Raw genomic sequence first — 22,366 nt, forward strand, 5'->3', positions numbered from 1 at the left:
AAATTTCCAGCAGGCGCGCGGCGCTCAGAACGAGTTCGTCGCGACGAAGTAGAACTGACCGCCGGGGATCGCGAGATCGCTCAGGCCATAGGCGTACCCGAAGCGCAGCTGCGAGGAGAGGACGTACCCGATGCTCAAGCTCAGCCACAGCTCGCCGCCGACCGATGCGTGCAGCTGGGGCGAGAGCAGGCTCTTCCGCGTGAAGAGGGCGAGGTCGCCCATCTCGAAGCGGTTGAATGCGCCGCCGTGGTCGAGGAAGAGGCTCGCGTCGATGCGGCGCAGGTAGATCGGCAGCGTCACGAGGCCGCGGTCAGGTTGCAGGACGGGCACGCGGTACTCGAACGTCTGCGCGAAATAGGAGCGGCCGAACATCGCGCCCGGCGCGTAGCCACGGAGCGTGAACGAGCTATTCGTGACCCCGGTGAGCAATGTGTCGACGAGGGTGAGGTTCTCGAGATCGTACCCGCCCACGCCATAGCTGGCGCCCCGGGGGAAGTTGCCGCCAGACACCGCCCCGGCGACGCGAAACGCGAGGGTGTGATCGCCTGACCAGGGCATGGCGACGTAGGCGGTGAGGCCCGTCGAGAAAGCGTAGGTCGTGTAGCTGCTGCCCGTCTCCGGGCCGGCGTAATCGAGGCCAGCGCTCAGCGATACCCCGCGCGGCGCGCCGGCGGCGTCGAGCGAGCCCTCGGCGTTCGAGAATGCGTAGCCGAGGTGCGCGAGGTTCAGGGTGCCCCGCGGCGGGAGGATGGTCCGGGGCGCGTACGGGTCGAGCTTGTCGCCGATGGGGAGCTGCCCCTTGAACGCGGCGCTGCCGAACGACGCGCTCAGGGTATGCCGCGAGAACTCGCCGCGGATCGGATAGCTGATGCCCGAGGAGACCCCGATCGTTCGCTCGTCGTAGACGACGTTGCGGCCGTTGAGGCGATAGCCGCCGCGCGGCGAGATGTTGTGGTACGCGCGGACGCCGAGGTCGACAGGCAGCCGGCCGTAGTTGTACCCGAGCAGGACGTTCGGGGCCGGCGCGTCCGGCTGCACGGTGAGCTCGCCGAAGATCGTGTGGCGACCGACGATGTCGGTGCCGGTCACGCTCACCGTGAGCGCGTTCGAGCCATAGCTCCCGGGCGCGTAGTCGAGCGTGATCGCGCGCGGCGCGAGCGTGGGAAGCGGGTTGTAAGGGACGCGCTCGAGCCGCGCCGCCGAAGGCTCGGTGGCGGGATCGGGGCGATCGCCCGGGGGCGGCGGCGCCGGGAGGAAGCGCGCCGGATCGAGCGGCATGGCGAAGAGGTCATGGCCCCGAGAGGTATATCCGACATAGACAAGCGTCTTGCCATCGGGGCTGATCGCCGGGTGCAAGGCCCCGAGTCTCACGTTCGTGACCTGGCGCAAGACGCCGGACGAGACGCCGTAGGCGTAGACGTTGTGGATGCCGGTGCGATCGGAGGTGAAATAGAGCGTCTCGCCGTCGGGCGACCAGACGGGGTTCATGTCGGTCGCGCGATCGCGGGTCACCTGTCGGAAGCTGCCGGTGGCGACGTCCACCACGCGGATGTCGCGATAGCCGCCGGCGGTCCAGACGCTGTACGCGAGGCGCTTTCCGTCGGGCGAGAACGACGGGGAGTAGGCCTGCTCGAAGCGGGCGCTCGGGACGAGATCGCGCCGGTCGGACAGGGCGCCATCCCTGGAGAGCCGCGCGATCTCCAGGTAGCGGGTGCCCTTGCTGTTGAGGGAGAAGGCGACGAGATCTCCGGTCGGGCTCACGTCCGGGGCCGAGGATCGGAGGCCGTGCGTCAACCGGCGCCGCCAGGGCTCGTCGCCGTCGGGCGCCGCCTCGCCGCGCGGGAGCAAGACCAGATCGTTTCGGTAGTAGTGGTTGCGCCACGGCAGGAGCGCCGTGAAGATCAGGTCACCTGCCGGCGTGAACGCCGGTCGCGAGGGCGCGTTGGTGCGCGCGACCAGCGCTTCGTGGCGCTCGCTCCCGGGCGCGGGCGCGGCGAGGGAGACGCGGTAGATACCGGGGCGCTCCCCGCCGTCGTCGCGGAAGTAGACGATCTCGTCTGCAGCGGTCCGGCGCGCGGCGGGCGGAACGAACCGCGGGTAGAGCACGTTGCGCCCGTGGTAGGTGAGCCGCGCGCCCTCGCGGAGCCCGCGCGCCTCGACGGCCGCCATCTGCTCCCGGTAGAGCCGGCGGAGGTGGTCCTTCCAGCCGTCGTACAGCTCGACGTAGGTCCTGCCGGTCACGCGGCGGATGGCGCGGTTGATCCCCCACGGGAGGAGCGACGCCCCGTAGTCGGCGGAGACGGCGCGCATCGTGTTGGGCCCGTAGACGTCGATGATCCAGCCCAGGAACCGCGATCCGTAGAGATACCAGAGGTTGCCCTGCGGCCAGCGGAACGCGGAGCTCGAGATCTGATCGAGCCCCGCGATGTTGTCCTCGAGCACGTCGGCGCGCAGGTACATGTCGAACATGCTCGAGCGCATCCGACCACCACTCGAGTGGTGGCTCTCGCTCACCACGGCGAGCCCCTCGATGATCCACCGCGGCTGCACCTGGTTCGGCGAGAACGTCTTGCCCACGATCGCGTTCAGGATCGCCGGGATCCCCGAGGTGTTATCGATGTGCGCGATGTGCGTGAACTCGTGCGTGAGGAGATCGAGGTACCAGTCGTCATAGTCGCCGAGCGTCGACAGGTCGTCCGGACCGGATGCGAGGAGGTGGATCGAGTTGTAGGGGAGCGTGCCGGCCGACCCGTTCGCTATCTCGGAGTCGTCGGTGATCAGGATCTCCGTGCGGCCCTTCGGGGCGTAGCCGAGCGCATCCTCGACGCGCCCGTAGATCGTCTCGGCGAGCGAGGCGATGCGCGCCGCGATGGGCTCGAGGCCCTGCGGATGGTGCACGCGGAAGTGGGCGGTCTCGAGCGTCCAGAAGGCGAGATCGGGGTCGCCCGTCGCCCAGGCCGGCCGCGGCGCGAGGAGCAGCAGCGCCGCGAGGGCGACGGCAGAGAGGACGGACGCTGCGCGGTGGAGCGGCCGGCTCGCTCGCGAGCCGGCGCGCGCGGGAGAAGAGTTCACCACGATCGAGGCGGCGTTGCGACCTCAGAGGTCGTCGTAGAAGAGCGGCTCCCTGTTGCGCGTGAACCGGGACACGAGCTGCCGGCCCTCCGCCGAGATCTGCGTGATCCGGGCGCCGAAGCCTGGCTCGGCCGAGTCCCTCGAGCCGCCTGCCTCGCGCGTCCACCGGACCGCGGCCTGCGCGGTGAACTCGTAATTGCCCGGCAGGCGGACACGCAGGGTCACGACGGAGCCCGTCGGCGGGATCTTGTAGGTCGCGACGAAGATGCCCCCGTGCTCGATGACGTCGTTGCCAGCCAGCCCCTTGTAAAAATTCGACGGTGTCAGAGCGCCGAGCTCGACATCGACGACCGCCGCGTGGGTGCGGTGGTCGACGGGCTGCGGCATGGCCTGGGGCGGCGGAGCGCCGCGTGGGTCCGCGACCGGGTGCGACGCGGCGGGGTAAGCGGGCGAGGCGGGCGCCGGCGCACGCCGCGGCTGCTGCGGCTGCTGCGGCGAGGGTAGCGTGTGCTGGAGGGGCGCAGACACGGCCACCGCGGGCACAGACGCGGCCTGCGCAGGCGCGGCCACCGCTGCAGGTGCTGGCGCGAACGGCGCGGGTGCGGCCACCGCTGCAGGCGCTGGCGCTACCGGCGCTGGCGCGGCGACAGCTACAGGTGCGAACGGCGCTGGCGCGGCCACCGCTACAGGCGCTGGCGCTACCGGTGCTGGCGCAGCCACCGCCACGACGGGCGCAGGCGCGACCACCGCTACAGGCGCTACCGGCGCTGGCGCGGCCACCGCTACAGGCGCTGGCGCGACCGGCGCTGGCGCGGCCGCCGCCACGGGCGCACGCGCCTGCGCGGAGGCGCCGGCGGCCTGCGCCCTGCTCAGCGCGTTGACCTTGCTCAGCGAGGAGGCGACGTGCTCCATCAGCACGTCCACCACCGGCTCGGCCGCGGTGATCCTCTGCAGACGGTTCAGGACGTCGCGCACATGGCCGAGCGCGATCTCGCTGCCGTCGAGGGCCTGACCCCCGGAGCGCTCGATGCGGTGCATGATGCCCATCGCCTGCGCTATCGGCTCGGCGAGCGCCTCGATCTCAGGCGACACCCCCCCGTTCGACTGGAGCGCATTGAGCGCCGCGGCGAGCAGTTCGCGGGCGCTTTTCGCAAGCTGCGCGGGTTCCGACATGAATCCTCCGAAGGGCGCATCCTACGCGGTCGCGCGCGCATAGGTTCAGGATTCGATGGTCGCGAGCCGACCAGGCGACCCCGCCGGCGACGCGGCCGAGCGCCAAGCGCCCCCCTGCCGGCGGTCACCCGCGCGTCGCGCCCGACGCCACGAGGGCCGCGAGCTCACCCACCGACGCCGGCTCTCCGTCGATCTCCCCCTCCAGCAGCGCGACGGCCGTGTCGCCGGTCCGCACCAGGACCGCCCCGCCCTCGACAACCGCCTCGCCGGGCGCAAGCGCTTCGGGGAAGCTCGCCGCCGGCGCGGCCCGCAGGACGATGACGCAGGCGCCCTCGATCTCGGTCCACGCGCCCGGAGCCGGCGCGAGGGCGCGGACGTGCCGGAGGACGCGCTCCGTCGGCCAGGACCAGCAGATGGCGCACGCCTCGTCGTCCGGCGCAGGTGCTTCCGTCGCGAGCGCCGGATCCTGGGCGACGCCCGCCACCTCCTCGCCGCGCGCGAACCGGGCAACGGTGCGCCGCAGGACCCGGAGGCTCGGCCGGTCGAGCGCCCGGGCGAGCTGCCACGCGGTCCACCCCGGATCGATGGGGAGCCTCTCCTGTTCCAGGATCTCGCCGGTGTCGTACTCCGCCTCGATCCGGTGCGCCGTGACGCCGCTCTCGGCGTCCCCCGAGGCGATCGCCCAGTACGTGGGGTCCGGCCCGCGATGACGGGGGAGCAGCGAGGGGTGCACGCCGATCCCGCCGAGCCGCGCCGCCCTCACGAGCGACATCGGCAGGCGCGTGGTCCAGAACCAGCTCACCAGGAGATCGGGCGCGAGCGCCTCGACGCGCGACGCGAGCTCCGGGCGCTCGACGTCGGGACGCAGCAGGAGGCGCGAGCCGAAGATCCGGCGGGCCCGGCGGAGCCCCACGGCGTCGGCGCGGCTGATCGCGGCGAGGGCGATCTCGTGACCGTCGCCGTGGAGCAGCAACGCCGCCAGCGGGAGACCAAAAAAGGCGACCCGCAGAGGGCGCTCGCCCGGGCGTCGGCCGAAAAGTTTTCCGTGTGCGAGCAGGCTGATAGGTGAAGGCTCCGATGGCGGCGCCCCCTCTGCAAGGCTCATTTCGTCCGGCGCTCCGGCCCGGCCACCGCTACGACGCGTCCGCCGCGCGCCGGCCGATCCTCGTCTTCGAGGACGTCTACAAGTCGTACCGCGCCGATCAGCCGGTGCTGCGCGGGATGTCGCTCTCGATCGAGCGCGGCGAGTTCGTGTTCATCACGGGCCCGAGCGGCTCGGGCAAGAGCACGCTCCTCCGCCTCGTGCACCGCACCGAGCGCGTCGACGATGGCCGGATCCTCTTCCTCGGCCGGGACATCGCGCGCCTGACCGACGCCTCGATCCCCGCGCTCCGGCGCAACATCGGCTTCGTCTTCCAGGATTTCAAGCTGGTCCCGAGCTGGACCGTGTTCGACAACGTGGCCATCACGCTGGAGGTGCTCGGCCTCCCGTCGCGCCTGCTCCGGACCCGGGTCGGCGAGGCGCTCGAGCGCGTCGGCCTGGCGGGGCGCGGCGGCGACCGAGCGCAGGTGCTGAGCGGCGGCGAGCAGCAGCGCGTCTCGATCGCGCGGGCGATCGTCGGAGAGCCGACGCTGATCCTCGCGGACGAGCCAACGGGCAACCTCGACCCTCAGCTCGCGATCGATCTGCTCGGGCTGTTCGAGGACATCCACGAGACTGGCACGACCGTCCTGTTCGCGACGCACGATCGGACGCTGCTCGACGTGCGCCCCCGGCGCGTGGTCGTGCTCGACGACGGGAAGGCGACCGACGTACCGCACGGCCTCGGGTCCGGCGGCGAGCTCGCGGACGGCGACGAGGACGAGATGGATAGCGGCGTGCGCGGCGCGGCGTAGCGCCGAGGGCTCCGCCTCACGAGACGGATAGAGGGAACCGGATGCAGACCAGCGAGCGTGACGATCGGCGGAGATGGCTTCGCACCTGGCGGGCAGGGAGGAGCGATTGGCGGCTGCAGGCGCTGTCGATCTTCTCGCTCGCGGTCGCGTTCGTCTGCCTCGCGTCGGCCCTCCTCGTGGTCACGAACCTCGTGGCGGTGCGCGATCGCTGGTCGCGCGCCGGCCGCGCCACGGTCTACCTGCGCGACAGCGCGACCGATGCGCAGACCGCGGAGCTCACCCGGGCGCTCGAGGGCACCGAGGGCGTCAAGAAGGTGCGGCTCGTGACGAGCGCCGAGGCGCGCCGCGAGGTGGTGCACGACGACGGCGACAAGGCGCTCGCCGCGCTCCCGCCGAGCGCGTTCCCCGCGTCGCTCGAGGTCGGTTTCACCGAGGAGGTCTCCGACGAGGCGCTCGCCTCGATGACGGTGAAGCTGCGCGCCCTGCCGGCCGTGGACACGGTGGAGACGTACCAGCGCTGGACGGAGCGGCTGTCGTCCCTCCTCAGCGGCGGCGTCGCCGCGAGCGCGTGCCTCGCCGCGATCGTCCTCTGCGCCGTCGTGAGCGTCATCGGCTCGACGATGCGCCTGCTCTTGCATCGCCGGAAGATCGAGGTCGAGGTGCTGAAGCTGGTCGGCGCGACCGACGGCTTCGTGCGCCGGCCGTTCATCGTCGAGGGCGCGACGCAGGGCGCCGCCGGCGCGGCAGGCGCGCTGCTCCTGCTGGGCGCCCTGTTCATGATGGTGCGCGGCCGCTTCGATCACGAGCTCGCCAACCTGCTCGGCGTCTCGCCGTCGTTCCTGCCGTGGGAGGTCGCGTTCGGGATGGTCACCCTCGGGGCCGCGCTCGGCGCCACGACCGCGCTGCTCACGCTGCGCAAGATGGTGGCCGTGTGAGGCGCCGCGCCCGGCTCGCGCCGCTCGCGCTGGCGCTCCTCACCGGCGCCGCGACGAGCGGCGCCGAGGTGCCGGCGCCGGGCGCCCCGGCGCCCACGTCCGCCTGGACGGCCAGGGCCCCGGCCCCGGCGGCGCGCCCGGGCTCCGCGCTGGCCGAGAACGATCTCGATCGCTTGCTCGCGAAGCTCGACGCCGAGGAGAAGGCGCTGCGCGCCGAGCTCGACGCGATCGGCCCCGCGCTGGAGCTCACCCGCCGCCGGATGATCGCGCGCGGGCGCGCGTACTACCGCCACGTCCGCGCCGGCTTCCTCCCGGTGGGCGGCGGGTTCGACGCGCTGGTGGACCACGCCGCCCGCGTTGAGCGCACCCGGCTCGCCCTCGAGCGCGACCTCGCCCGCGAGGCGGAGCTGACCCGGCGCAGCGCCGAGCTCGCGGACCGGCTCACGCACCTCGGAGCGGAGCGCGCGCCCCTCGAGGTGCACCGCGAGGCGATGAACCGCGCCCGGGTCGCGCTGGCCCAGGAGGAGGAGCGCCGCGCCGCGTTCTCGCGCGCGTTCGAGACGAGCGTGCGCCCCGACTACCTCGCGATCTACGGCGCGGACACCGGGCCCGCCGAGCTCGATCGCCGCGCCGGCTTTCGCTCGCTCATGGGGCGGCTCCCCTTCCCGATCGCCGGCCGCGCGGAGGTGCGCAAGGTGTCGCGCCGCGGCGCCGGCGGCCCCGGCGTCGAGCTCACCGCGCTGGACGGCGCGCCGGTCCGCAGCGTGGCCGCGGGGCGGGTGGCCTTCGCCGACACGTACGCGGACTACGGGCTCACCGTGATCGTCGATCACGGCGAGCGGCTCTACTCGGTGTACGCGAACCTCGGCGCCGCGGACGTGCGCGCCGGCGATCAGCTCCCGGGCGGGGCGCGGGTGGGCACGGTCGCGAGCGGACCGAACGGCGCGAAGCTCTACTTCGAGCTGAGGCGCGGCGCCGAGGTGATCGACCCGGGTCCCTGGTTCGGGATGTAGCGGCGCGAGCCCGCAGCGCGCCGCCGCGAGGCGAGCCCGCGCGACGCGCGAAGTGTGCTAAGGCGGCCCCGTGAATCGCCCTGACGGCCGCGCCCTCGATGTCCACCGCCCCGTGGAGATGATCCTCGGGTTCCACCGCAACGCAGAGGGATCCGTCCTCTACCGCGCCGGGAGGACGGTCGTGCTCTGCACGGCGTCGGTCGAGCCCACGGTGCCCGCCTGGATGATGGGGAAGGGCGCGGGCTGGCTCACGGCCGAGTACCAGATGCACCCGCGATCGAGCCCGGCCCGCAGGGAGCCGCGCGACGGGCGGGGCAAGGCCCCGAGCGGGCGCACGCAGGAGATCCAGCGGCTCATCGGCCGCGCGCTCCGGGCGGCGATCGATCTCAAGCAGCTCGGCGAGCGGACGATCGCGATCGACTGCGACGTCCTCGAGGCGGACGGGGGCACGCGGACCGCGTCGATCACCGCCGGCTTCGTGGCGCTCGCGCTGGCGCTCGACCGGATGCGCGCGGCCGGATCGCTCGAGGCGCCGGTGCTCCGCGATCAGGTGGCGGCGATCAGCGTGGGCCACCTCCCGGGCGGTCTCGCGCTCGACCTCGTCTACACCGAGGACAGCTCGGCGCGCGTCGACATGAACGTCGTGGCGACGGCGGTCGGCTCGATCGTCGAGGTCCAGGCGACGGCCGAGGACGAGGCCATCCCCCGGGCGGAGCTCGATCGCATGACCGACCTCGCGCTCGCGGGCGTGGCGTCGCTCGCGAGCGCGCAGCACCGGGCGCTGTCGAGCGCCGGCGTCGACCTCTCCGCCCTCTTCCAGACGGATCGCTGGAGGGTCGCGTGAGCCGAGAGCCGCTGCGCCTGCTCGCCGCAACCTCCAACCGAGGAAAGCTCGTGGAGCTGCGCTCGTTGCTCTCCGACCTCCCGATCGAGGTGCTCTCGCTGGCGGATGTGCTGCCGGGCGCGCCGCCGGTGGTCGAGGACGGCGCGACGTTCCTGGACAACGCGCTCCTCAAGGTGCGCGCCGGGGCGCTCCGGTCGGCGATGGTGACGCTCGCCGAGGACTCGGGGCTCGAGGTGGACGCGCTCGACGGACGACCGGGCGTCCGGTCCGCTCGCTTCGCGAGGGAGGGCGCGACCGACACGGAGAACAACGAGGCCCTGCTCGCGGCGCTCGTCGACGTCGCGGACGACCGGCGCCGAGCGCGCTTCCGCTGCGTGATGGTGCTGCTCGATCCGCGGTCCGAGGCGCAGCCCGTCGTGACCGAAGGGCGCTGCGAGGGGTGGATCGGCAGGCAGCCCAGGGGCGCGGGCGGCTTCGGATATGATCCGCTGTTCGTCGTGGAGGGCTACGGACGGACGATGGCCGAGCTCGGCGAGGCCGAGAAGAACCTCGTGAGCCACCGCGGCAAGGCCGCGCGGGAGATGCGTTCCTCGCTCGAGGCGCTGGTCGCGCGACGGTAGGACGACAGGCGGTGCGCGGGGTGGATGCCGTGCCGATCGAGCGGCGACGCCGGACGGCGGTTGACCCCGTCCGGGACCGCTTGTAATCGCGACCGGAGGCACCCACGTACTGCCCGGTGATCGGATCCCCTGATGAAGCAGGACTGGAAGGCCGTCGGAAGCTACGGGACTGTCGGTCTCGAGGTGGTGCTGTGCATCCTGGTCGGCCTGTTCATCGGCCGCTGGCTCGACGGGAAGCTCGGGACCGATCCGTACCTCTCGGTGCTCTGGTTCTTCTTCGGGCTCGGCGCCGCCGGCAAGGCGGTCTACCGGGCGTGGAAGGAAATGCAGGCCGTGGCCGAGCGCGAGGAGCGCGAGCAGGGGAACCCTGCGCCGAGGTTCGACGACCGGAAGGCCCGGCAGGACGAGCGCGCGCTGGACGACGACCGCCGGACAGGCTCGAGCGACGAGGTCCGCGATCCCGGCGGGCTGCAGGACGCGAAGGGGAACGATGAGCGCTGAACGAAGGCCGGGGGCGCCCGGCAGCGATCCGCCGCACGAGGAGCCCGACGCGGAGGAGCGGCCCGGCGTCGGGGACGCCACCATGCGGTCTGTGCTCCGCTGGGTCGCCGGCACGGCCGCGGTCCTGTCCGTGGCCGCGCTGCTCGCGTACGGCGCGCGCGCGGCGCTCGGCGTGTGCATCGGCGGCGCCATCGCGACGGTGAACCTGTACGTCTTCGCGCGCATCGTCGACGCGTTCCTCTCGCGCCGGGGCCACACGGTGTCGTGGACGCTGATCGCGATGATCAAGCTGCTCGGACTGATGGGCGGCGTGTGGCTCCTCCTGAAGAGCGACCTGGTCTCGGGCATCGCCTTGATGGTCGGCTACGCCTCGCTCGTCGTCGGCATCACCCTGGGGACGCTGTTCGGACCGAAGCCCCCGGCGGACGGAAGCCCGCCGGGCGCTCACGGCTGAGCTCCTGCCGGAACCGGCCTCCGGGAGCGACCCGCGCGGCGTGAGGAGACTTGGCGCGCTCCAGGGTGCCCACCGTAAACGAGTTGTGGTAGAGGCGAGGCCCCTCGCTCGAGGGCGAACTCCCACAAGGCGCGCCAGCGCTCGCGGCCGTGCCGGCACAGCCGCGCGGCTACCGGCGCGGCGCATCGACGACGAAAGCCATGCCTGAGCACACAGGGTTCCTCACGTACCTCCTGGCGCAGCTCCCCGGACTCCGGGAGAACGCTCGCAACATCGGCAAGACGTTCATCGGTCACCACACCGTGGACTACCGCGGGACCGAGCCGATCTTCATGAGCCTTCTGATCATGGTGCTGTTCGTGCTCCTCGCCAGCGAGGTCCGCGGCCAGTACCGGCGCCTGAACGAGTCCGTGATCCCGGAGGACAAGCTCACGCTGCGCACGTTCTTCGAGGCGTTCTTCGGCTACTTCTACGGGATGGCCCGGGACGTGATGGGGCCCGCGAACGCGAAGCGGTACTTCCCGCTCATCGGGGGCTCGGCCGCGTTCATCTTCTTCTCGAACGCGTCGGCGCTCATCCCGGGAGTGAACCCGCCGACCTCGAACCTGAACATCACGATCGGGTGCGCGGTCGTGGTGTTCGTCCTGTTCAATTACTACGGGCTGAAGGAGAACGGCTGGAGCTACGTCGCTCACCTCGCCGGGCCGAAATGGTACCTCGCGCCGCTCATCTTCCCCATCGAGGTCATCTCCACCTGCGTCCGCCCGGTCACGCTCTCGATCCGGCTCATGCTCAACATCGGCGTCGATCACCTCGTGGCGAGCATCTTCCTGGGGCTCGTCGCGCTGTTCGTCCCGGTGCCGCTGATGTTCCTGGCGATCATCGTCATCGTCGTGCAGACGCTGGTGTTTTGCCTGCTGAGCTGCATCTACATCGGGCTCGCGACCGAGAAGGCAGACCACCACTGACCGCTTCGCCTGACCGCCTGGTCAGCCGCCCACCGGCGCCGCGGAGAATGGCGCTGGAGGTGAAGAGAAGGCTAGCCAGCCCTCGAAAATCGGATTAGAGGGGCCCCGCTGTCGATGGGTTGCCCCACAACGGTGGTGGATCGCGGAAGCGCGGCCCCTGCCGAGCAGTAGCAGAGGTCCCTGGAGCGATCCCCGGATCTCGATGGGGGACCGCCCCGCGGCCCCCGACCCAAGCAGATGTTTCGCATGCAGCCCCGCGGGCTGTGTGGCTTGAAAGGAGCAGATTCGGATGTCGCTGAAGAGCAAGCTGTCGCTGTCCGCCGTTGTCGGCACTGCGCTGGTACTGGTTCCCGCTATGGCGCTGGCGCAGGATGGCGCGGCGTCGAACAAGTACGACGCGAACTCGTGGCTCGCCGTCGCTGCCGGATTCGCGATCGGCATCGCTGCCCTCGGCGGCACCATGGGCCAGGGGCGCGCGGCAGCCGCCGCCCTGGAGGGCATCTCCCGGAACCCGGGCGCCGCTGCCCGGATCCAGACCCCGATGATCCTCGGCCTGGCGCTCATCGAGTCGCTCGTGCTCCTCTCCTGGGTCATCGCGTTCTTCCTCCAGGGCAAGATCGCCCCCTGAGCCAGCGCTCGCCGCGCCTACCGGGCCCGGCTCCGCTGCTCCTTCCCGCCCCCTCCCCTCACTGCTACCCCGACGGGCCTCGCGCCTGCCGCTACCTCACGCGCACGACGGTGCCCGGCTCGTGCGCCGTGGGGAGGACGGCCGTCCAGCCGGCGGGGAGCCGGGGCGACGTCCACCAGAACAGCCGCTGCGCATCGAGCGGAGCCAGGTTCACGCAGCCGTGGCTCCGCACCTGGCCGAACGAGCGATGCCAGAACGCGCCGTGCAGCCCGATGCCCTTCGAGAAGTACTGGACGTAGGGGACGTCCTCCATCCGGTAGTACCGCTCGGCGGCCTCGTCCTCGAGGTTGTCCATGTCCGAGGTGAGCAGCTTGGCCCAGATCCGGAAGGTGCCGGCGGGCGTGGCGCGCTGCGACCCGGGCGCGCCCTTGCCGGTCGAGACGAGCGTCGCGAACACGGGGCGAGGCCCCTCGTAGGCCACAAGCGTCTGCGTCGAGCGATCGACGTCGATCCAGCGCTCACCCGCCTCGACGTCGACCTCGGGCGGCGGCGCCACCGACGGGCGCCGGAGATCGCGGGTCGAGATCCACGCCGCGACGTCGCCCTCCGCGATGCGCGCGAGCTTCCCCGAGGCGCCTTGCGCCTCCTCCAGGTAAGGGACCACCTCGAACCGCACCTTGCTCTCCTCGGTCCGCGTGAAGCCCGCCCCCGTCCGCGTGTAGAGCGGAGCCCGCTCCGACACGACCCACGCGGCCGCGATCTGCGCGGCGCCCGGCGCGACGTCCACCCCGTGGAACGCGAACGCGCGCACTGGACCGAGATCTCGCATCGGCAACCAGAAGCCGCTGTTCGTGCGGCCGTACCGGGCGCCTCCCTCGATCCGCTCCTCGACGATCGCCACCGCGAAGCCGGGCTCGAGCTGCGCGTCCGGCGCGTCGATGTCGGCCGCCTCGGCGCGCCGATAGCCGAAGGTCCCGTCGGGGCCGACGAAGTAGTAGCGGTACGGGAGCCCATCGGGCATCTCGCGCCACGTCCGCACCAGCGGGCTGATCGGACCCGCGGCGGACAGCTCGACAGCGTCGTCGCAGACCCAGGCCGCGGCGCCCACCTCGAGCCAGCGCCCGAGGCATCCGCCGGCGCGCCTGGCCGCAAAGAGGGGCAGCTGCACGTTGCGATCGACAGAGCCGCGCCGGCGCGCGCCCTCGCCGGGGGCGTCGAACAGCGGCTGGTCGCGCTTGAGCACGCGCGCGCTCCTGACCCACGCCGGCAGCGGGGTGTCGCCCGCGGAGACCCACGGCGGCAGCTGCGAAGCGAGGACCGCTCCGCTCCAGATCGCCGCGCCAAGGGCTATCGCCGCGGCGCCGCCGCGACGCGCTCGTCGCAGCGCCCCGCGGCGCCGTTCCTGCGAGCCGGCCTCGGCGCCTCCACGCTTCGTCATCCTGCAGCGGGATCCTAAGCGTTCGCCTGCGCTCCAGCCAAACTCCCGCCTGCGCGCCCGCGGTCGGCGGGTTCAGCGGTAGGAGAAGCGCACTTCGTGATCGCAGATCCGGAAGAGATCGCCCTCGACGATGGCCTTCCGGGCGATGCGCTGCCCGTTGTACTCGACGCCGTTCGTCGAGCCCATGTCGACCATGTAGTACTGGCCGTTCAGGAACTCGACCATGGCGTGCTGGCGCGACACGTTCGGGTCCTTGATCGTCAGATCGCTCGACTGCTTGCCGCGCCCGATGATGAACCGATCCTTGTTCACCACGAACCGCTGCCCCGCGTAGAACGCGGCGAGCGTCGGGCCGACGGGGACCTGATTCGGCATCCCCATGGCCATCGGCGGCGGACCCGGCACGCTGCTGGAGGCCTGCGGCGCAGCGACGTACGGCGGCGGCGACAGCGGGGGCGCGAGGGGCGGCGCCACCGGCGGCCCCATCGGCGAGGCGTAACCGGCGGCGTTGCTCAGCGGCGGCGGCGGCGGACCCGAGCGGCTCGCCGCGGCGCCCGGGAGGCTCTGGCGCCCGCCGGGGTTCGTGACCTGCGACGGGAGCGGCGGCGGCGCGCCGAGGCGCGTCACGCTGGTCGGCGGAGGCGGCGGGCCGCCGACGCGACCCGGAACGGGCGGCGGCACGGGCAGGCTGGGCCGCTTGCCGCCCGCGTTGCTGCTGCCGGGGGGCGGCGGCGGCGGCGGCGGCGCGCCCGGACGGACCTGCCCTGGAGGCGGAGGAGGCGGCGTGATCGCCGGGATCGGCGTCGGCCCTGGCCCGACGGACGCCACGCCGTACTGCGGCGACGGCGCGCCATACGCAGGCGCCGAGGCGCCGTAGGGCATCCCGGCTGCAGGCTGCTGCTGCAAGCCTCCCAGGGGCGGCGCCGAGCCGGACGTCGCCAGCCCGGGCGGCTGGGGCGTCGCGAGGGGAGGTGGCGCGCTGGCCTGATGAGCGTGCGGGACCGCCATGTGCCCGGAGGGGGGCACCCCGTCACCCCTGGCGGGCGGCGGGAACGGCGTGCGCGGGCTGTAGCTTCGCTGCCGCGCGTACTGCTTCATCGACTCGTTGATGAGGTAGTCGATGGAGCACTCGAGCTCGCGCGCCATCTGCTCGAACGTCTCCCAAAGGACATCGCGACACTGGAACGTCCGTGCGCTTTTCTTGTTCGGATCCGCGCTCATCTCTACCCAACGATAATGGAGGATGAATTGCGCTGGGAAGCCTCCTCCCGGCCTCTTCCCTGCAAGCAGCTGACGGCTCTGGGCCGCGCGTGACGCGCGCGGCGGACGAAGAAGCGCGTCACTTCTTCTCGCCCTTCTCGAGCTCCGGCTTCCTGTCCTGCATGGCCGGCTCGACGCAGTACTGAACGAACTCGCCGACGGTCTTCACGTCCCTGAGCTCGCGCTCGGTCGATCCCTCTTTCTGCACCTCGCACGCCCACTTGCAGTCCGGGTCGGCCTCGCAGACCGGCACGCGCGTTGTGTCGCCCTCGAGCGGCTTGACCGCCGGGAGTTCGGCCACCGTGCCGAACGTGAAGTAGTAGGCGATCGCGCTCGTCCGCACCGCCGCCGAGCCCGCGGTGAAGTGCTTCTTCAGCGCCTCGACGGGCGAGCCCTCCTTCAGGTCGCCGAGCGCCGCGCCGTACGTGAGCGCCTCCGGCATGGCGAACCCCTTGCTCTCCTTGCTGTCGGGGAGCCTGCTCATGAACTCGTCGATGTGCTTCACCGTCGACATCTTCAGGATGGTCGCGGCGGCGGCGCGGCGGATCTTCCACTTGTCGGTCTTGAAGAGGCCGTAGAGCTTCTCGACGACGAGCTCGCGCGGCATCTCGCCGACGCGGCGGAAGGCCTGGTCGAGCACCGCGTCGGGCGCGTCCGCGGTCGCGATCTCGAGGATGCGCTGGATGTCGCTCGGGTTGTTGCGATCGAGCCGGCCTTCGAGCGCGGCGAGGGCGGCCTGGCGTCGCTTCTCGGGCTGCTCCTTGTTGGCCGCGAACCCGAGGAGGAAGTCCACCGACGGCCGGCCGCCGAGCTTCTTCATCGACCCGAAGACCCGGAACAGCTCCTCCTCCTGGTACTGCGCGAGCTGCGCCTCGAACTGCTTCTCGGTCGGCGCGAGCTTCGACGCGGCGTTCGCCGCCTGGAGCTCGGGCTTCTTGACGGCGGTCCACTCGCCGGAGGTGACGAACCTGGCGATGGCGACCAGGTTCGCCGAGGCGGCCTCCTTCGTCGGCGGGTCGCCGTACTCGGCCACGAGCGACGCCAGCTGGTCGAGCCGCTTCGCCTCGCGGGTCATCAGCTTCGGCAGGCCGGCCACCGCGGCGGGGCCGATGAAGCGCAGGAGCTGCTCCATCCCGTAGGCCTGCGAGCGGTCCTCGAGCCGGTGCTCGAAGTCCGCCATCGCCCAGTCGATGAGGGCGGCCTTGAGCCCCTCCTTCAGCCCCTCGTCCGCGATGATCACGGTCCGATCCGACGTGAGCATCGCGTACGCCGCGTCCTTGTAAGGGAACGACGTGTCCTGCGGGAGCGGCTGCCCTGGCTGCGCGACGGGCGGCGGCTTCCTCAGCTCGGCGATGATCGACGGCACGAGCGCCGCCACGATCGATTGCCGGGCCTCCGGCGCCATGGTCGCGAGGGTCTCGACCATGATGCCGATGCCCACGCGCCGGCCCTGCCGCGGCTTCATGCGGATGAGCGAGGTGGCCGCCTCGACGCGGAGCGAGCTGTCGTACTTATCGTGAAACAGCACCGCCCTGAGCTTGTCCGGGCCGTGCGCCGTGGTCTCCCACCGGTGGATGTCGTTCTCGTTGACGCGGCACCCGCTCGTCGCGAGCCCTGCGCCCGCGGTCGCGAGGCACAGCAAAAGAAGGCCCGCAGCGCCGACGCGCCGCCCTGCTCGTTCGACAGTTTCCATGCACGTCCCAGGAGGGTCGGGATGGTACCGCCCGCAGCGCTCTGTTTGAAAGAATTTCAAGGCCGGAATAGAGAGGAGCCTTTTCAAAGTCTGCGCGAAATCTGGCCAGAACTCCAGCGCGCCGGTGGCCGGCGATCCCCCGCCCTCCCGGCTCCCTCCCCCTCGCCCACGCTGCCCGGAAGCGGCTGCTTTCGCCCTCCCCGGCGAGCTCAGGCGCGCGCACATGGCAGCGCTCACGCCGTCTCGCCCCTTCCTTGTCCGTCCCGCCTCTTCCGGTCTCTTCCACTTCTTGCAGCCCTCCCATACTTCTTGCCCCCGGAGCGTAGTGCGCATATGTGAGCAAAGTAGGTACAGGTAGGTATGCACGTCCCCTTGTTCGCTCCTCGCCGCGCCCAGCCCGCCGCCGGCCTTGGCGAGCCCTTGCGGTCCGGGGCGCGCGGCGCCGCGCGGACCAGCCCAGCAGGGATCGCGGGTCCTGCTGCGCCGCCGGGCCATAGCTACACCCGGGATGCGGCGGCGCTGGTTCTGCTGGTCTCCGCCCTGTACAGCGCGCTGGCGCTCGCGTCCTTTCGCGGGGATCCGATGCGGCCGGAGGTCTCCGGCGACGACTGGGTGGGGCCCGTAGGCGCTGCGCTCGCGGGGACGTCGATCGAGGCGATCGGCGTCATCGCGTGGTTCGTCCCGCTCGAGCTCGCGCTGCTGGCGATGCCGCTCCTGGGGGCGAAGCGCTCGATCGCCAGCTTGTTCCGGCTGAGCGGCGACATCGTGGTGGTCATCGTGCTCGCGGCGCTCGCGCATGTCGCGTTCCCGCGCGCTGTCGCTTTCGGCGCGATGCCGCTCGGCGGGGCCGTGGGCGAGCTGTTCGGGGAGGTGCTGCGCGCGCTCTTCTCGAACATCGGGTCCTACATCATCGGGCTCACCGTCGTCGCGCTCATCCTGATGGGCCGCGCGACGTTCTCGTTCATCGAGCTCGCGCACCGGGCCGAGCAGCTCGCGATCGCCATCGCCGTGCGCGTCGCCGGCTGGGCGCGCGCGCTCTTCGGGGCGTGGGCCGCGGCGCGCGACCTGGAGCGGCAGACCGAGGCCAAGACGCAGAACGCGCCGCCGATCATCGCGCGCAACTCGAGCCCGGACGCGATCATCGCCGCGCTGGCCGACGACACCGACGAGCGGCCCTCCGATCCCGCCGCCAGGGCAACGCCCGTCGAGCCGGCGCCCGTCGCGGCGCCGGCGCTCGATCTCTGGAAGAGCGCGCCGTTCGAGGCACCGCCCGAGGAGCCGGCCGCCCCGGCGAAGCCGCGGCGCGGGCGGAAGGCGCAGGCGAAGGAGCCGCGCGAAGCGGCGCAGCAGGGCGCAGCGCCGCGCGGGGCAGAGCCGCACGACGCCGAGCCGCGCGAGGTGGAGATCCACGGCGGGGAGGCGCACGAGGTGGTGACCCACGGCGCCGAGCCGCACGAGCTGGTGATCCACGGCGGTGAGACGCACGAGGTGGTGACCCGCGGCGCCGAGCCCAGCGAGGCAGCGGAGCGGGACGACGAGCCGCGCGTGGCGGTGTCGCACGGCGCCGAGCCGCGCGGCCGGGCGCAGCGCGCTGCCGAGCCGCGCGAGGGAACGCAGCGCCGAGCAGCACAGCGTCGCGCCGCGTCTCCCGCGGCGCCGCGCGGCGCCGCCGCCCAGGAGGACAGCGAAGAGCCGTCGTTCGTAGGCGAGGCGCACATCGACGAGGAGCAGGGCGACCTCGATGAGGTGCAGGGCGACCTCGACGAGGTGCAGGGCGACCTCGACGAGGTGCAGGGCGACCTCGACGAGGACGAGCCGGAGGCGCTCGCGGCGCCCGACCCGGGCGACGACGAGATGGTGACCGCTCTCGGAGAACCGGACGAGGTCGACGTGCCGACACCGTCGCCCATCCTGCCCGTGCGCCAGCGGCGCGAGCTGCCGGTGCGCGAGCTGCCGGTGCGCGAGCCGCACGCCGCGGCGGCTCATCGCGAGCTGCCGGTGCGCGCGCCGGACGCCGCGGCTCACCGCGAGCCCTCGCCCGCCATCGGCCCGGAGCGGGCTCGCGGGGCCGCGCCGCGCGACCCGACGATCGTCGATACGAGCCGCGAGCTCGTCAGCGAGAAGCCGGCCGTCGTGAAGGTCGTCCCGGCGGCCGGAGCGGGCTTCCGCCTGCCGCTGACGGACATGCTCGAGGCGGCCGCGGGCGGGCGCCTGCAGCTCGACGCGGATCAGCTGAAGGCGACCGCGCAGCTCCTCGAGAAGACGCTCGCCGACTACGGCGTCAGCGGGAAGGTCGAGGAGATCCACCCGGGGCCGACCGTCACGACGTTCGAAGTCTCTCCCGCCGCCGGCACCAAGGTGTCGAAGGTCGCAGGCCTCGCGGACGACCTCGCGCTCGGCCTCTCGCGCAAGGTCCGCATCGTCGCCCCCATCCCCGGCAAGAACCGGATCGGCTTCGAGATCCCGAACGAGCACCGCCTGCCCGTCAACCTGCGCGAGCTCGTCGAGGATCGCCGCTTCCTCGAGATGAAGGCGCCGCTGCCGTGCGTGCTCGGCCGCGACATCATCGGGACGCCGTACTTCGCCGACCTCGCGTCGATGCCGCACGTCATCGTGGCGGGCGCGACCGGCGCGGGCAAGAGCGTGGGCCTCAACGTGATGCTGGTGAGCCTGCTCTTCCGCAAGACGCCGGAGGAGCTCAGGCTGCTGATGATCGATCCCAAGGTCGTCGAGCTCGCGCCCTTCGACCGCATCCCGCACCTGCTCCTGCCGGTCGTGACGGACATGAAGCAGGCGGCGAACGCGCTCAAGTGGGCCGTCGACGAGATGGAGCGCCGGTACCAGCTCTTCGCGAACGCGGGGACGAAGAACATCACGACCTACAACGCCTGGGTCGAGCGCGTGCAGCGCGGCGAGGCGCGCCCGCCGAAGCCCCCGGCCAAGGTGAGCGCCGTCGGCGCCGACGGGCTCGAGGTGGAGATCGACGCGGCGAAGGACGGATCGGACGCGGCGCTGCCGGAGAAGATCCCGTTCATCGTGATCGTGGTCGACGAGTTCGCCGACCTCATGATGCAGCAAGGCAAGGACGTGGAGGCGAGCGTGGCCCGCCTCGCGCAGAAGGCGCGCGCCGCCGGCATGCACGTGATCCTCGCGACGCAGCGGCCGAGCGTCGACGTGATCACCGGCATGATCAAGGCGAACTTCCCGACGCGCATCGCCTTCCGTGTCGCGCAGAAGGTGGATAGCCGGACGATCCTCGACGAGCAGGGCGCGGAGCACCTGCTCGGCCGCGGCGACATGCTGATCAAGATGAACGGCTCGAACGATACGCGCCGCGTCCAGTGCCCGTTCTGCTCGGAGGAGGAGGTCCAGAAGATCACCGACTTCCTCCGGCTCCAGGGCGAGCCCGTCTACGACGAGGCGATCCTCCGGCCCCGAGACGACGAGGGCGAGGAGCCCGACACGTCCGACGCGGAGGCCGATCCGATGTACGATGCCGCGGTTCGCATCGTGGCCGACACCCGGCGCTGCTCGACCTCGTGGCTGCAGCGCAAGCTCGGCGTCGGCTACAACCGCGCGGCCAAGCTGGTCGAGGCGATGGAGAAGCGCGGGCTCGTCGGGCCCGCGAACGGCGCCAAGGATCGCGAGGTGCTGATCGCGCCGATTTGACCCTGTGTGATTTATCTTGACGCCACTGCACAGAGGGTATTGGCACGCCGCCGACCCAGGCAAGCGGGACAGACGGGATGTCGAGGAGCACACAGCGTCGAGGTGCCCGCCGACGGGGCTGCGCGCCGGCATGGCGGTTCTTTTGACTTTCCCGTTCGAATGCTTCATGGAGCACCCAGGATGGCGCCCGAGGAAACGCGCACGCGTCTGATCGCCCAGATCGCGAGCCTCCTGAACGACGGGACGATGCCCGCAGACGCCCGCGCAGCGGGGCTGACGCTCATCGGCTGGCTCGCGAGACGCATGCCCGGAGAGGCCGCATCGCGGGATGGTGTCGAGGAGATGTGCCGCCGCGCGGCGGTCCTGAGCTGCCGGCCGCGGCGCATCGGTGGACGGCGCTCCACCTGACCCGGCGTCATTGCACAGGCCGCGGACGCACCCGCGCGTGCCCCGTGCTCAACCAGAATCCGCCGGGCCCCCTGGCCGGGCGCTTTGCGGGCGCACGCGGCGTTCGCTCCTTATACGTCGGATACGTCAGGCCACCTCGAATTCACCTCGGAGCGTCGCCCCGGATCCGCGTTCGCGTCGCGAATGTGTGCCAGCACCGGGTTTTAACGGGCATCTGACGGGGAGCTGGCGGGCAACGATGGCGAGGCGAGCGCTAAAAGCGACATCCGTACCGTAATTTGTACGTGCCGTGGCGAGCGCGGCTAAGCTCCTGGGTGGCGCGGCTTTCCGCGCCGCGGGGCTCGCGCGACGCCCGATCCGGGACGTCGGCTCGCTCGGTACCATGGGGTAAACGGCCGCAGTGGGGCCTGTGATAGGTGGTGTTGCTCATGGCGAACCGCGTGGTCGCCCTCCCCGAACCTCACCCGAATGACGATGAAGATGTCGTGTGGGGGATCTCCACGGCAAGCGCGCTGTGGGCGCGCGGCGAGCGGCGCGACGCTATCGTGTGGCTGCGACGCGCGGCCGACGCCGCCGGGGCGGCCGGGCAGCCGTTCCGCGCCTCGGAGCTCGGGCTGTGCGTGACGGCGCTCGAGGAGGTCATGGCCTCGGAGGTCGGGCAGCCGAGCGATCCCGATCTCCTGGAGACCATCGACAGCGAAGGCGACGCGCCGCCCCCGTCCTCTGACGAGGCGCCGCCGTCGGACGAGCAGACCTGGCGCCGCCGCATGTCGCTCACCCAGGAGCTGCGCGCCTCGATGCCCTCGATCGAGATCGACATGTTCGAACCGCTCTCGCAGCCGGAGCTGGCGGCCGAAGCAGAGCGACTGGCGGGATCGTCCCGGCCGTCGCCGCCGCTCAGCCCGGGCGCAGAGGGCGGGCAGGGCGCCGGAGCACGACCGATCGCGCCGTTCCCCCCCGCGCCGCCCGGCCATGCGCAAGGCAGCACGTCGCCCCCCACGCCGCCGATGGCGCAGCGGCCGACGCAGCAGCCTCCCGACGGTGCCTTCCCGCAGGCTGCGCCGCCCGTTCAGCCGCAGCCGCCGCCCTTCGCGCCGGCGGCTCCGCCTGGCGTGTCGCGCTCGCAGCCGCCGCCCTTCGCGCCGGCGGCTCCGCCTGGCGTGTCGCGCTCGCAGCCGCCGCCCTTCGCGCCGGCGGCTCCGCCTGGCGTGTCGCGCTCGCAGCCGCCCCCCGCCGCGTACCCGCAGCGGCTCGACCCACCGCACGCGCAACCGCTGGCGCCGTCGGCCGCGCCCTCCGCACCGCCGACGGCTGCGCCCAACGTCCAGGCCGGCGCGATGTACCGGAGTCAGCCACCGCCGGCGCCTCCGCTGCCTGCCCCCATGGCGAACGCCATTCCGCCGCTGCCTCCCGCGCCGGGGGTTCCGTCGTTCCGGCAGCAGCTCACCACGGACCCGCTTCTGGTGACAGCGCAGGCGAAGACACCGAGCGCGCGACCGCCCGCCCCGATACCACCGCCGGCCGTACCGCGGGGAGGATCGCGGCGGCCGTCATCGATCCCCCCTCGCCCTGCCTCCATGCCCACGCCGCAGGAGCTGCAGTCGGCCCTACCTCCATCGCCGGAGCGCGGCCGGTCCGACCCCGCGATGAGCCCCCTGCAGCCCCCGCGCCCCGCCGGGACACGCTCCATGAGCGAGCCACCGCCGGCGGCACCGCGGCCTCCGTCGGCGCTTCCGGCGGTACCTGTACCTCCTCCACCGCTGCCGAGCCTCATCGCGGAGCCGCAGCCGCCGG

18 protein-coding genes are annotated in these 22,366 nt (G+C 72.2%); 10 read left to right on the forward strand and 8 right to left on the reverse strand.

The window, feature by feature from the left end:
- Window positions 1-24 precede the first annotated feature (24 nt).
- The 3 genes from WMF46_RS42795 to WMF46_RS42805 all read right to left on the reverse strand — a co-directional run bounded on the left by WMF46_RS42795 (window position 25) and on the right by WMF46_RS42805 (window position 5,218).
- A complete protein-coding gene (locus WMF46_RS42795) occupies window positions 25-3,075 on the reverse strand; it encodes a BamA/TamA family outer membrane protein (protein ID WP_437982489.1) in 3,051 nt (1,016 codons plus the stop codon).
- 21 nt (window positions 3,076-3,096) lie between these two features.
- On the reverse strand, window positions 3,097-4,245 hold the full coding sequence (locus WMF46_RS42800; protein ID WP_437982490.1) for a hypothetical protein: 1,149 nt from the start codon (window positions 4,243-4,245) through the stop codon (window positions 3,097-3,099).
- Window positions 4,246-4,369: 124 nt separating this feature from the next.
- On the reverse strand, window positions 4,370-5,218 hold the full coding sequence (locus WMF46_RS42805; protein WP_437982491.1) for a methionyl-tRNA formyltransferase: 849 nt from the start codon (window positions 5,216-5,218) through the stop codon (window positions 4,370-4,372).
- Between the two features lie 104 nt (window positions 5,219-5,322).
- On the opposite strand from WMF46_RS42805, the gene WMF46_RS42810 reads away from it, so the two are divergent.
- The 9 genes from WMF46_RS42810 to WMF46_RS42850 all read left to right on the forward strand — a co-directional run bounded on the left by WMF46_RS42810 (window position 5,323) and on the right by WMF46_RS42850 (window position 12,104).
- Entirely contained in the window at window positions 5,323-6,141 is an 819-nt protein-coding gene (locus tag WMF46_RS42810; protein ID WP_012240581.1) for a cell division ATP-binding protein FtsE, read from the forward strand.
- 41 nt (window positions 6,142-6,182) lie between these two features.
- Entirely contained in the window at window positions 6,183-7,076 is an 894-nt protein-coding gene (locus WMF46_RS42815) for a cell division protein FtsX (protein WP_437712586.1), read from the forward strand.
- Window positions 7,073-8,089, forward strand: a complete 1,017-nt coding sequence (locus WMF46_RS42820; protein WP_437982492.1) for a murein hydrolase activator EnvC family protein — start codon at window positions 7,073-7,075, stop codon at window positions 8,087-8,089. The genes WMF46_RS42815 and WMF46_RS42820 overlap by 4 nt, the downstream gene beginning before the upstream one ends.
- 70 nt (window positions 8,090-8,159) lie before the next feature.
- Window positions 8,160-8,933 carry a ribonuclease PH gene (gene rph, locus WMF46_RS42825; protein ID WP_437295791.1) on the forward strand — a complete coding sequence of 258 codons (774 nt, stop codon included), beginning with the start codon at window positions 8,160-8,162 and terminating at the stop codon, window positions 8,931-8,933.
- Window positions 8,930-9,553, forward strand: a complete 624-nt coding sequence (rdgB, locus tag WMF46_RS42830; protein ID WP_437982493.1) for an RdgB/HAM1 family non-canonical purine NTP pyrophosphatase — start codon at window positions 8,930-8,932, stop codon at window positions 9,551-9,553. The genes rph and rdgB overlap by 4 nt, the downstream gene beginning before the upstream one ends.
- A 132-nt stretch (window positions 9,554-9,685) precedes the next feature.
- Entirely contained in the window at window positions 9,686-10,054 is a 369-nt protein-coding gene (locus tag WMF46_RS42835) for an AtpZ/AtpI family protein (RefSeq protein ID WP_437982494.1), read from the forward strand.
- The gene (locus WMF46_RS42840) at window positions 10,044-10,508 is read left to right on the forward strand and encodes an ATP synthase subunit I (protein WP_437982495.1); all 465 of its coding nucleotides are present in this window, start codon (window positions 10,044-10,046) and stop codon (window positions 10,506-10,508) included. The genes WMF46_RS42835 and WMF46_RS42840 overlap by 11 nt, the downstream gene beginning before the upstream one ends.
- A 200-nt stretch (window positions 10,509-10,708) precedes the next feature.
- Window positions 10,709-11,476, forward strand: coding sequence for a F0F1 ATP synthase subunit A (atpB, locus tag WMF46_RS42845; RefSeq protein WP_012240588.1), 768 nt, complete (start codon window positions 10,709-10,711; stop codon window positions 11,474-11,476).
- A gap of 289 nt (window positions 11,477-11,765) precedes the next feature.
- Window positions 11,766-12,104 (forward strand): ATP synthase F0 subunit C, encoded by a 339-nt coding sequence (locus WMF46_RS42850; protein WP_012240589.1) that lies wholly within the window; start codon window positions 11,766-11,768, stop codon window positions 12,102-12,104.
- A gap of 91 nt (window positions 12,105-12,195) precedes the next feature.
- Here the strand turns inward: WMF46_RS42850 and WMF46_RS42855 are convergent, their stop codons facing one another.
- The 3 genes from WMF46_RS42855 to WMF46_RS42865 all read right to left on the reverse strand — a co-directional run bounded on the left by WMF46_RS42855 (window position 12,196) and on the right by WMF46_RS42865 (window position 16,495).
- The gene (locus tag WMF46_RS42855; RefSeq protein ID WP_437982496.1) at window positions 12,196-13,542 is read right to left on the reverse strand and encodes a L,D-transpeptidase; all 1,347 of its coding nucleotides are present in this window, start codon (window positions 13,540-13,542) and stop codon (window positions 12,196-12,198) included.
- Between the two features lie 72 nt (window positions 13,543-13,614).
- Entirely contained in the window at window positions 13,615-14,688 is a 1,074-nt protein-coding gene (locus WMF46_RS42860) for an FHA domain-containing protein (RefSeq protein ID WP_437982497.1), read from the reverse strand.
- Window positions 14,689-14,881: 193 nt separating this feature from the next.
- Entirely contained in the window at window positions 14,882-16,495 is a 1,614-nt protein-coding gene (locus WMF46_RS42865; RefSeq protein WP_437982498.1) for a hypothetical protein, read from the reverse strand.
- A gap of 360 nt (window positions 16,496-16,855) precedes the next feature.
- On the opposite strand from WMF46_RS42865, the gene WMF46_RS42870 reads away from it, so the two are divergent.
- The gene (locus WMF46_RS42870) at window positions 16,856-20,164 is read left to right on the forward strand and encodes a DNA translocase FtsK 4TM domain-containing protein (protein WP_437982499.1); all 3,309 of its coding nucleotides are present in this window, start codon (window positions 16,856-16,858) and stop codon (window positions 20,162-20,164) included.
- Between the two features lie 868 nt (window positions 20,165-21,032).
- Here WMF46_RS42870 and WMF46_RS42875 read toward each other — a convergent pair.
- Both WMF46_RS42875 and WMF46_RS42880 read right to left on the reverse strand, forming a co-directional pair.
- On the reverse strand, window positions 21,033-21,392 hold the full coding sequence (locus WMF46_RS42875; RefSeq protein WP_437295800.1) for a hypothetical protein: 360 nt from the start codon (window positions 21,390-21,392) through the stop codon (window positions 21,033-21,035).
- Between the two features lie 249 nt (window positions 21,393-21,641).
- The gene (locus tag WMF46_RS42880; RefSeq protein ID WP_437982500.1) at window positions 21,642-21,893 is read right to left on the reverse strand and encodes a hypothetical protein; all 252 of its coding nucleotides are present in this window, start codon (window positions 21,891-21,893) and stop codon (window positions 21,642-21,644) included.
- Window positions 21,894-22,366 lie beyond the last annotated feature (473 nt).

Source organism: Sorangium sp. So ce117 (assembly GCF_051524395.1).
Taxonomy (GTDB): domain Bacteria; phylum Myxococcota_A; class Polyangia; order Polyangiales; family Polyangiaceae; genus Sorangium; species Sorangium cellulosum_B.

Excerpts from the sequence above, each read along its gene's own strand:
- WMF46_RS42800 (WP_437982490.1), bottom strand. The coding sequence starts at position 4,245 with ATGTCGGAACCCGCGCAGCTTGCGAAAAGCGCCCGCGAACTGCTCGCC.
- WMF46_RS42810 (WP_012240581.1), top strand. The coding sequence starts at position 5,323 with ATGGCGGCGCCCCCTCTGCAAGGCTCATTTCGTCCGGCGCTCCGGCCC.
- WMF46_RS42815 (WP_437712586.1), top strand. The coding sequence starts at position 6,183 with ATGCAGACCAGCGAGCGTGACGATCGGCGGAGATGGCTTCGCACCTGG.
- WMF46_RS42835 (WP_437982494.1), top strand. The coding sequence starts at position 9,686 with ATGAAGCAGGACTGGAAGGCCGTCGGAAGCTACGGGACTGTCGGTCTC.
- WMF46_RS42840 (WP_437982495.1), top strand. The coding sequence starts at position 10,044 with ATGAGCGCTGAACGAAGGCCGGGGGCGCCCGGCAGCGATCCGCCGCAC.
- atpB (WP_012240588.1), top strand. The coding sequence starts at position 10,709 with ATGCCTGAGCACACAGGGTTCCTCACGTACCTCCTGGCGCAGCTCCCC.
- WMF46_RS42850 (WP_012240589.1), top strand. The coding sequence starts at position 11,766 with ATGTCGCTGAAGAGCAAGCTGTCGCTGTCCGCCGTTGTCGGCACTGCG.
- WMF46_RS42855 (WP_437982496.1), bottom strand. The coding sequence starts at position 13,542 with ATGACGAAGCGTGGAGGCGCCGAGGCCGGCTCGCAGGAACGGCGCCGC.
- WMF46_RS42860 (WP_437982497.1), bottom strand. The coding sequence starts at position 14,688 with ATGGCGCGCGAGCTCGAGTGCTCCATCGACTACCTCATCAACGAGTCG.
- WMF46_RS42865 (WP_437982498.1), bottom strand. The coding sequence starts at position 16,495 with ATGGAAACTGTCGAACGAGCAGGGCGGCGCGTCGGCGCTGCGGGCCTT.
- WMF46_RS42870 (WP_437982499.1), top strand. The coding sequence starts at position 16,856 with ATGCACGTCCCCTTGTTCGCTCCTCGCCGCGCCCAGCCCGCCGCCGGC.
- WMF46_RS42875 (WP_437295800.1), bottom strand. The coding sequence starts at position 21,392 with ATGTCGATCTCGATCGAGGGCATCGAGGCGCGCAGCTCCTGGGTGAGC.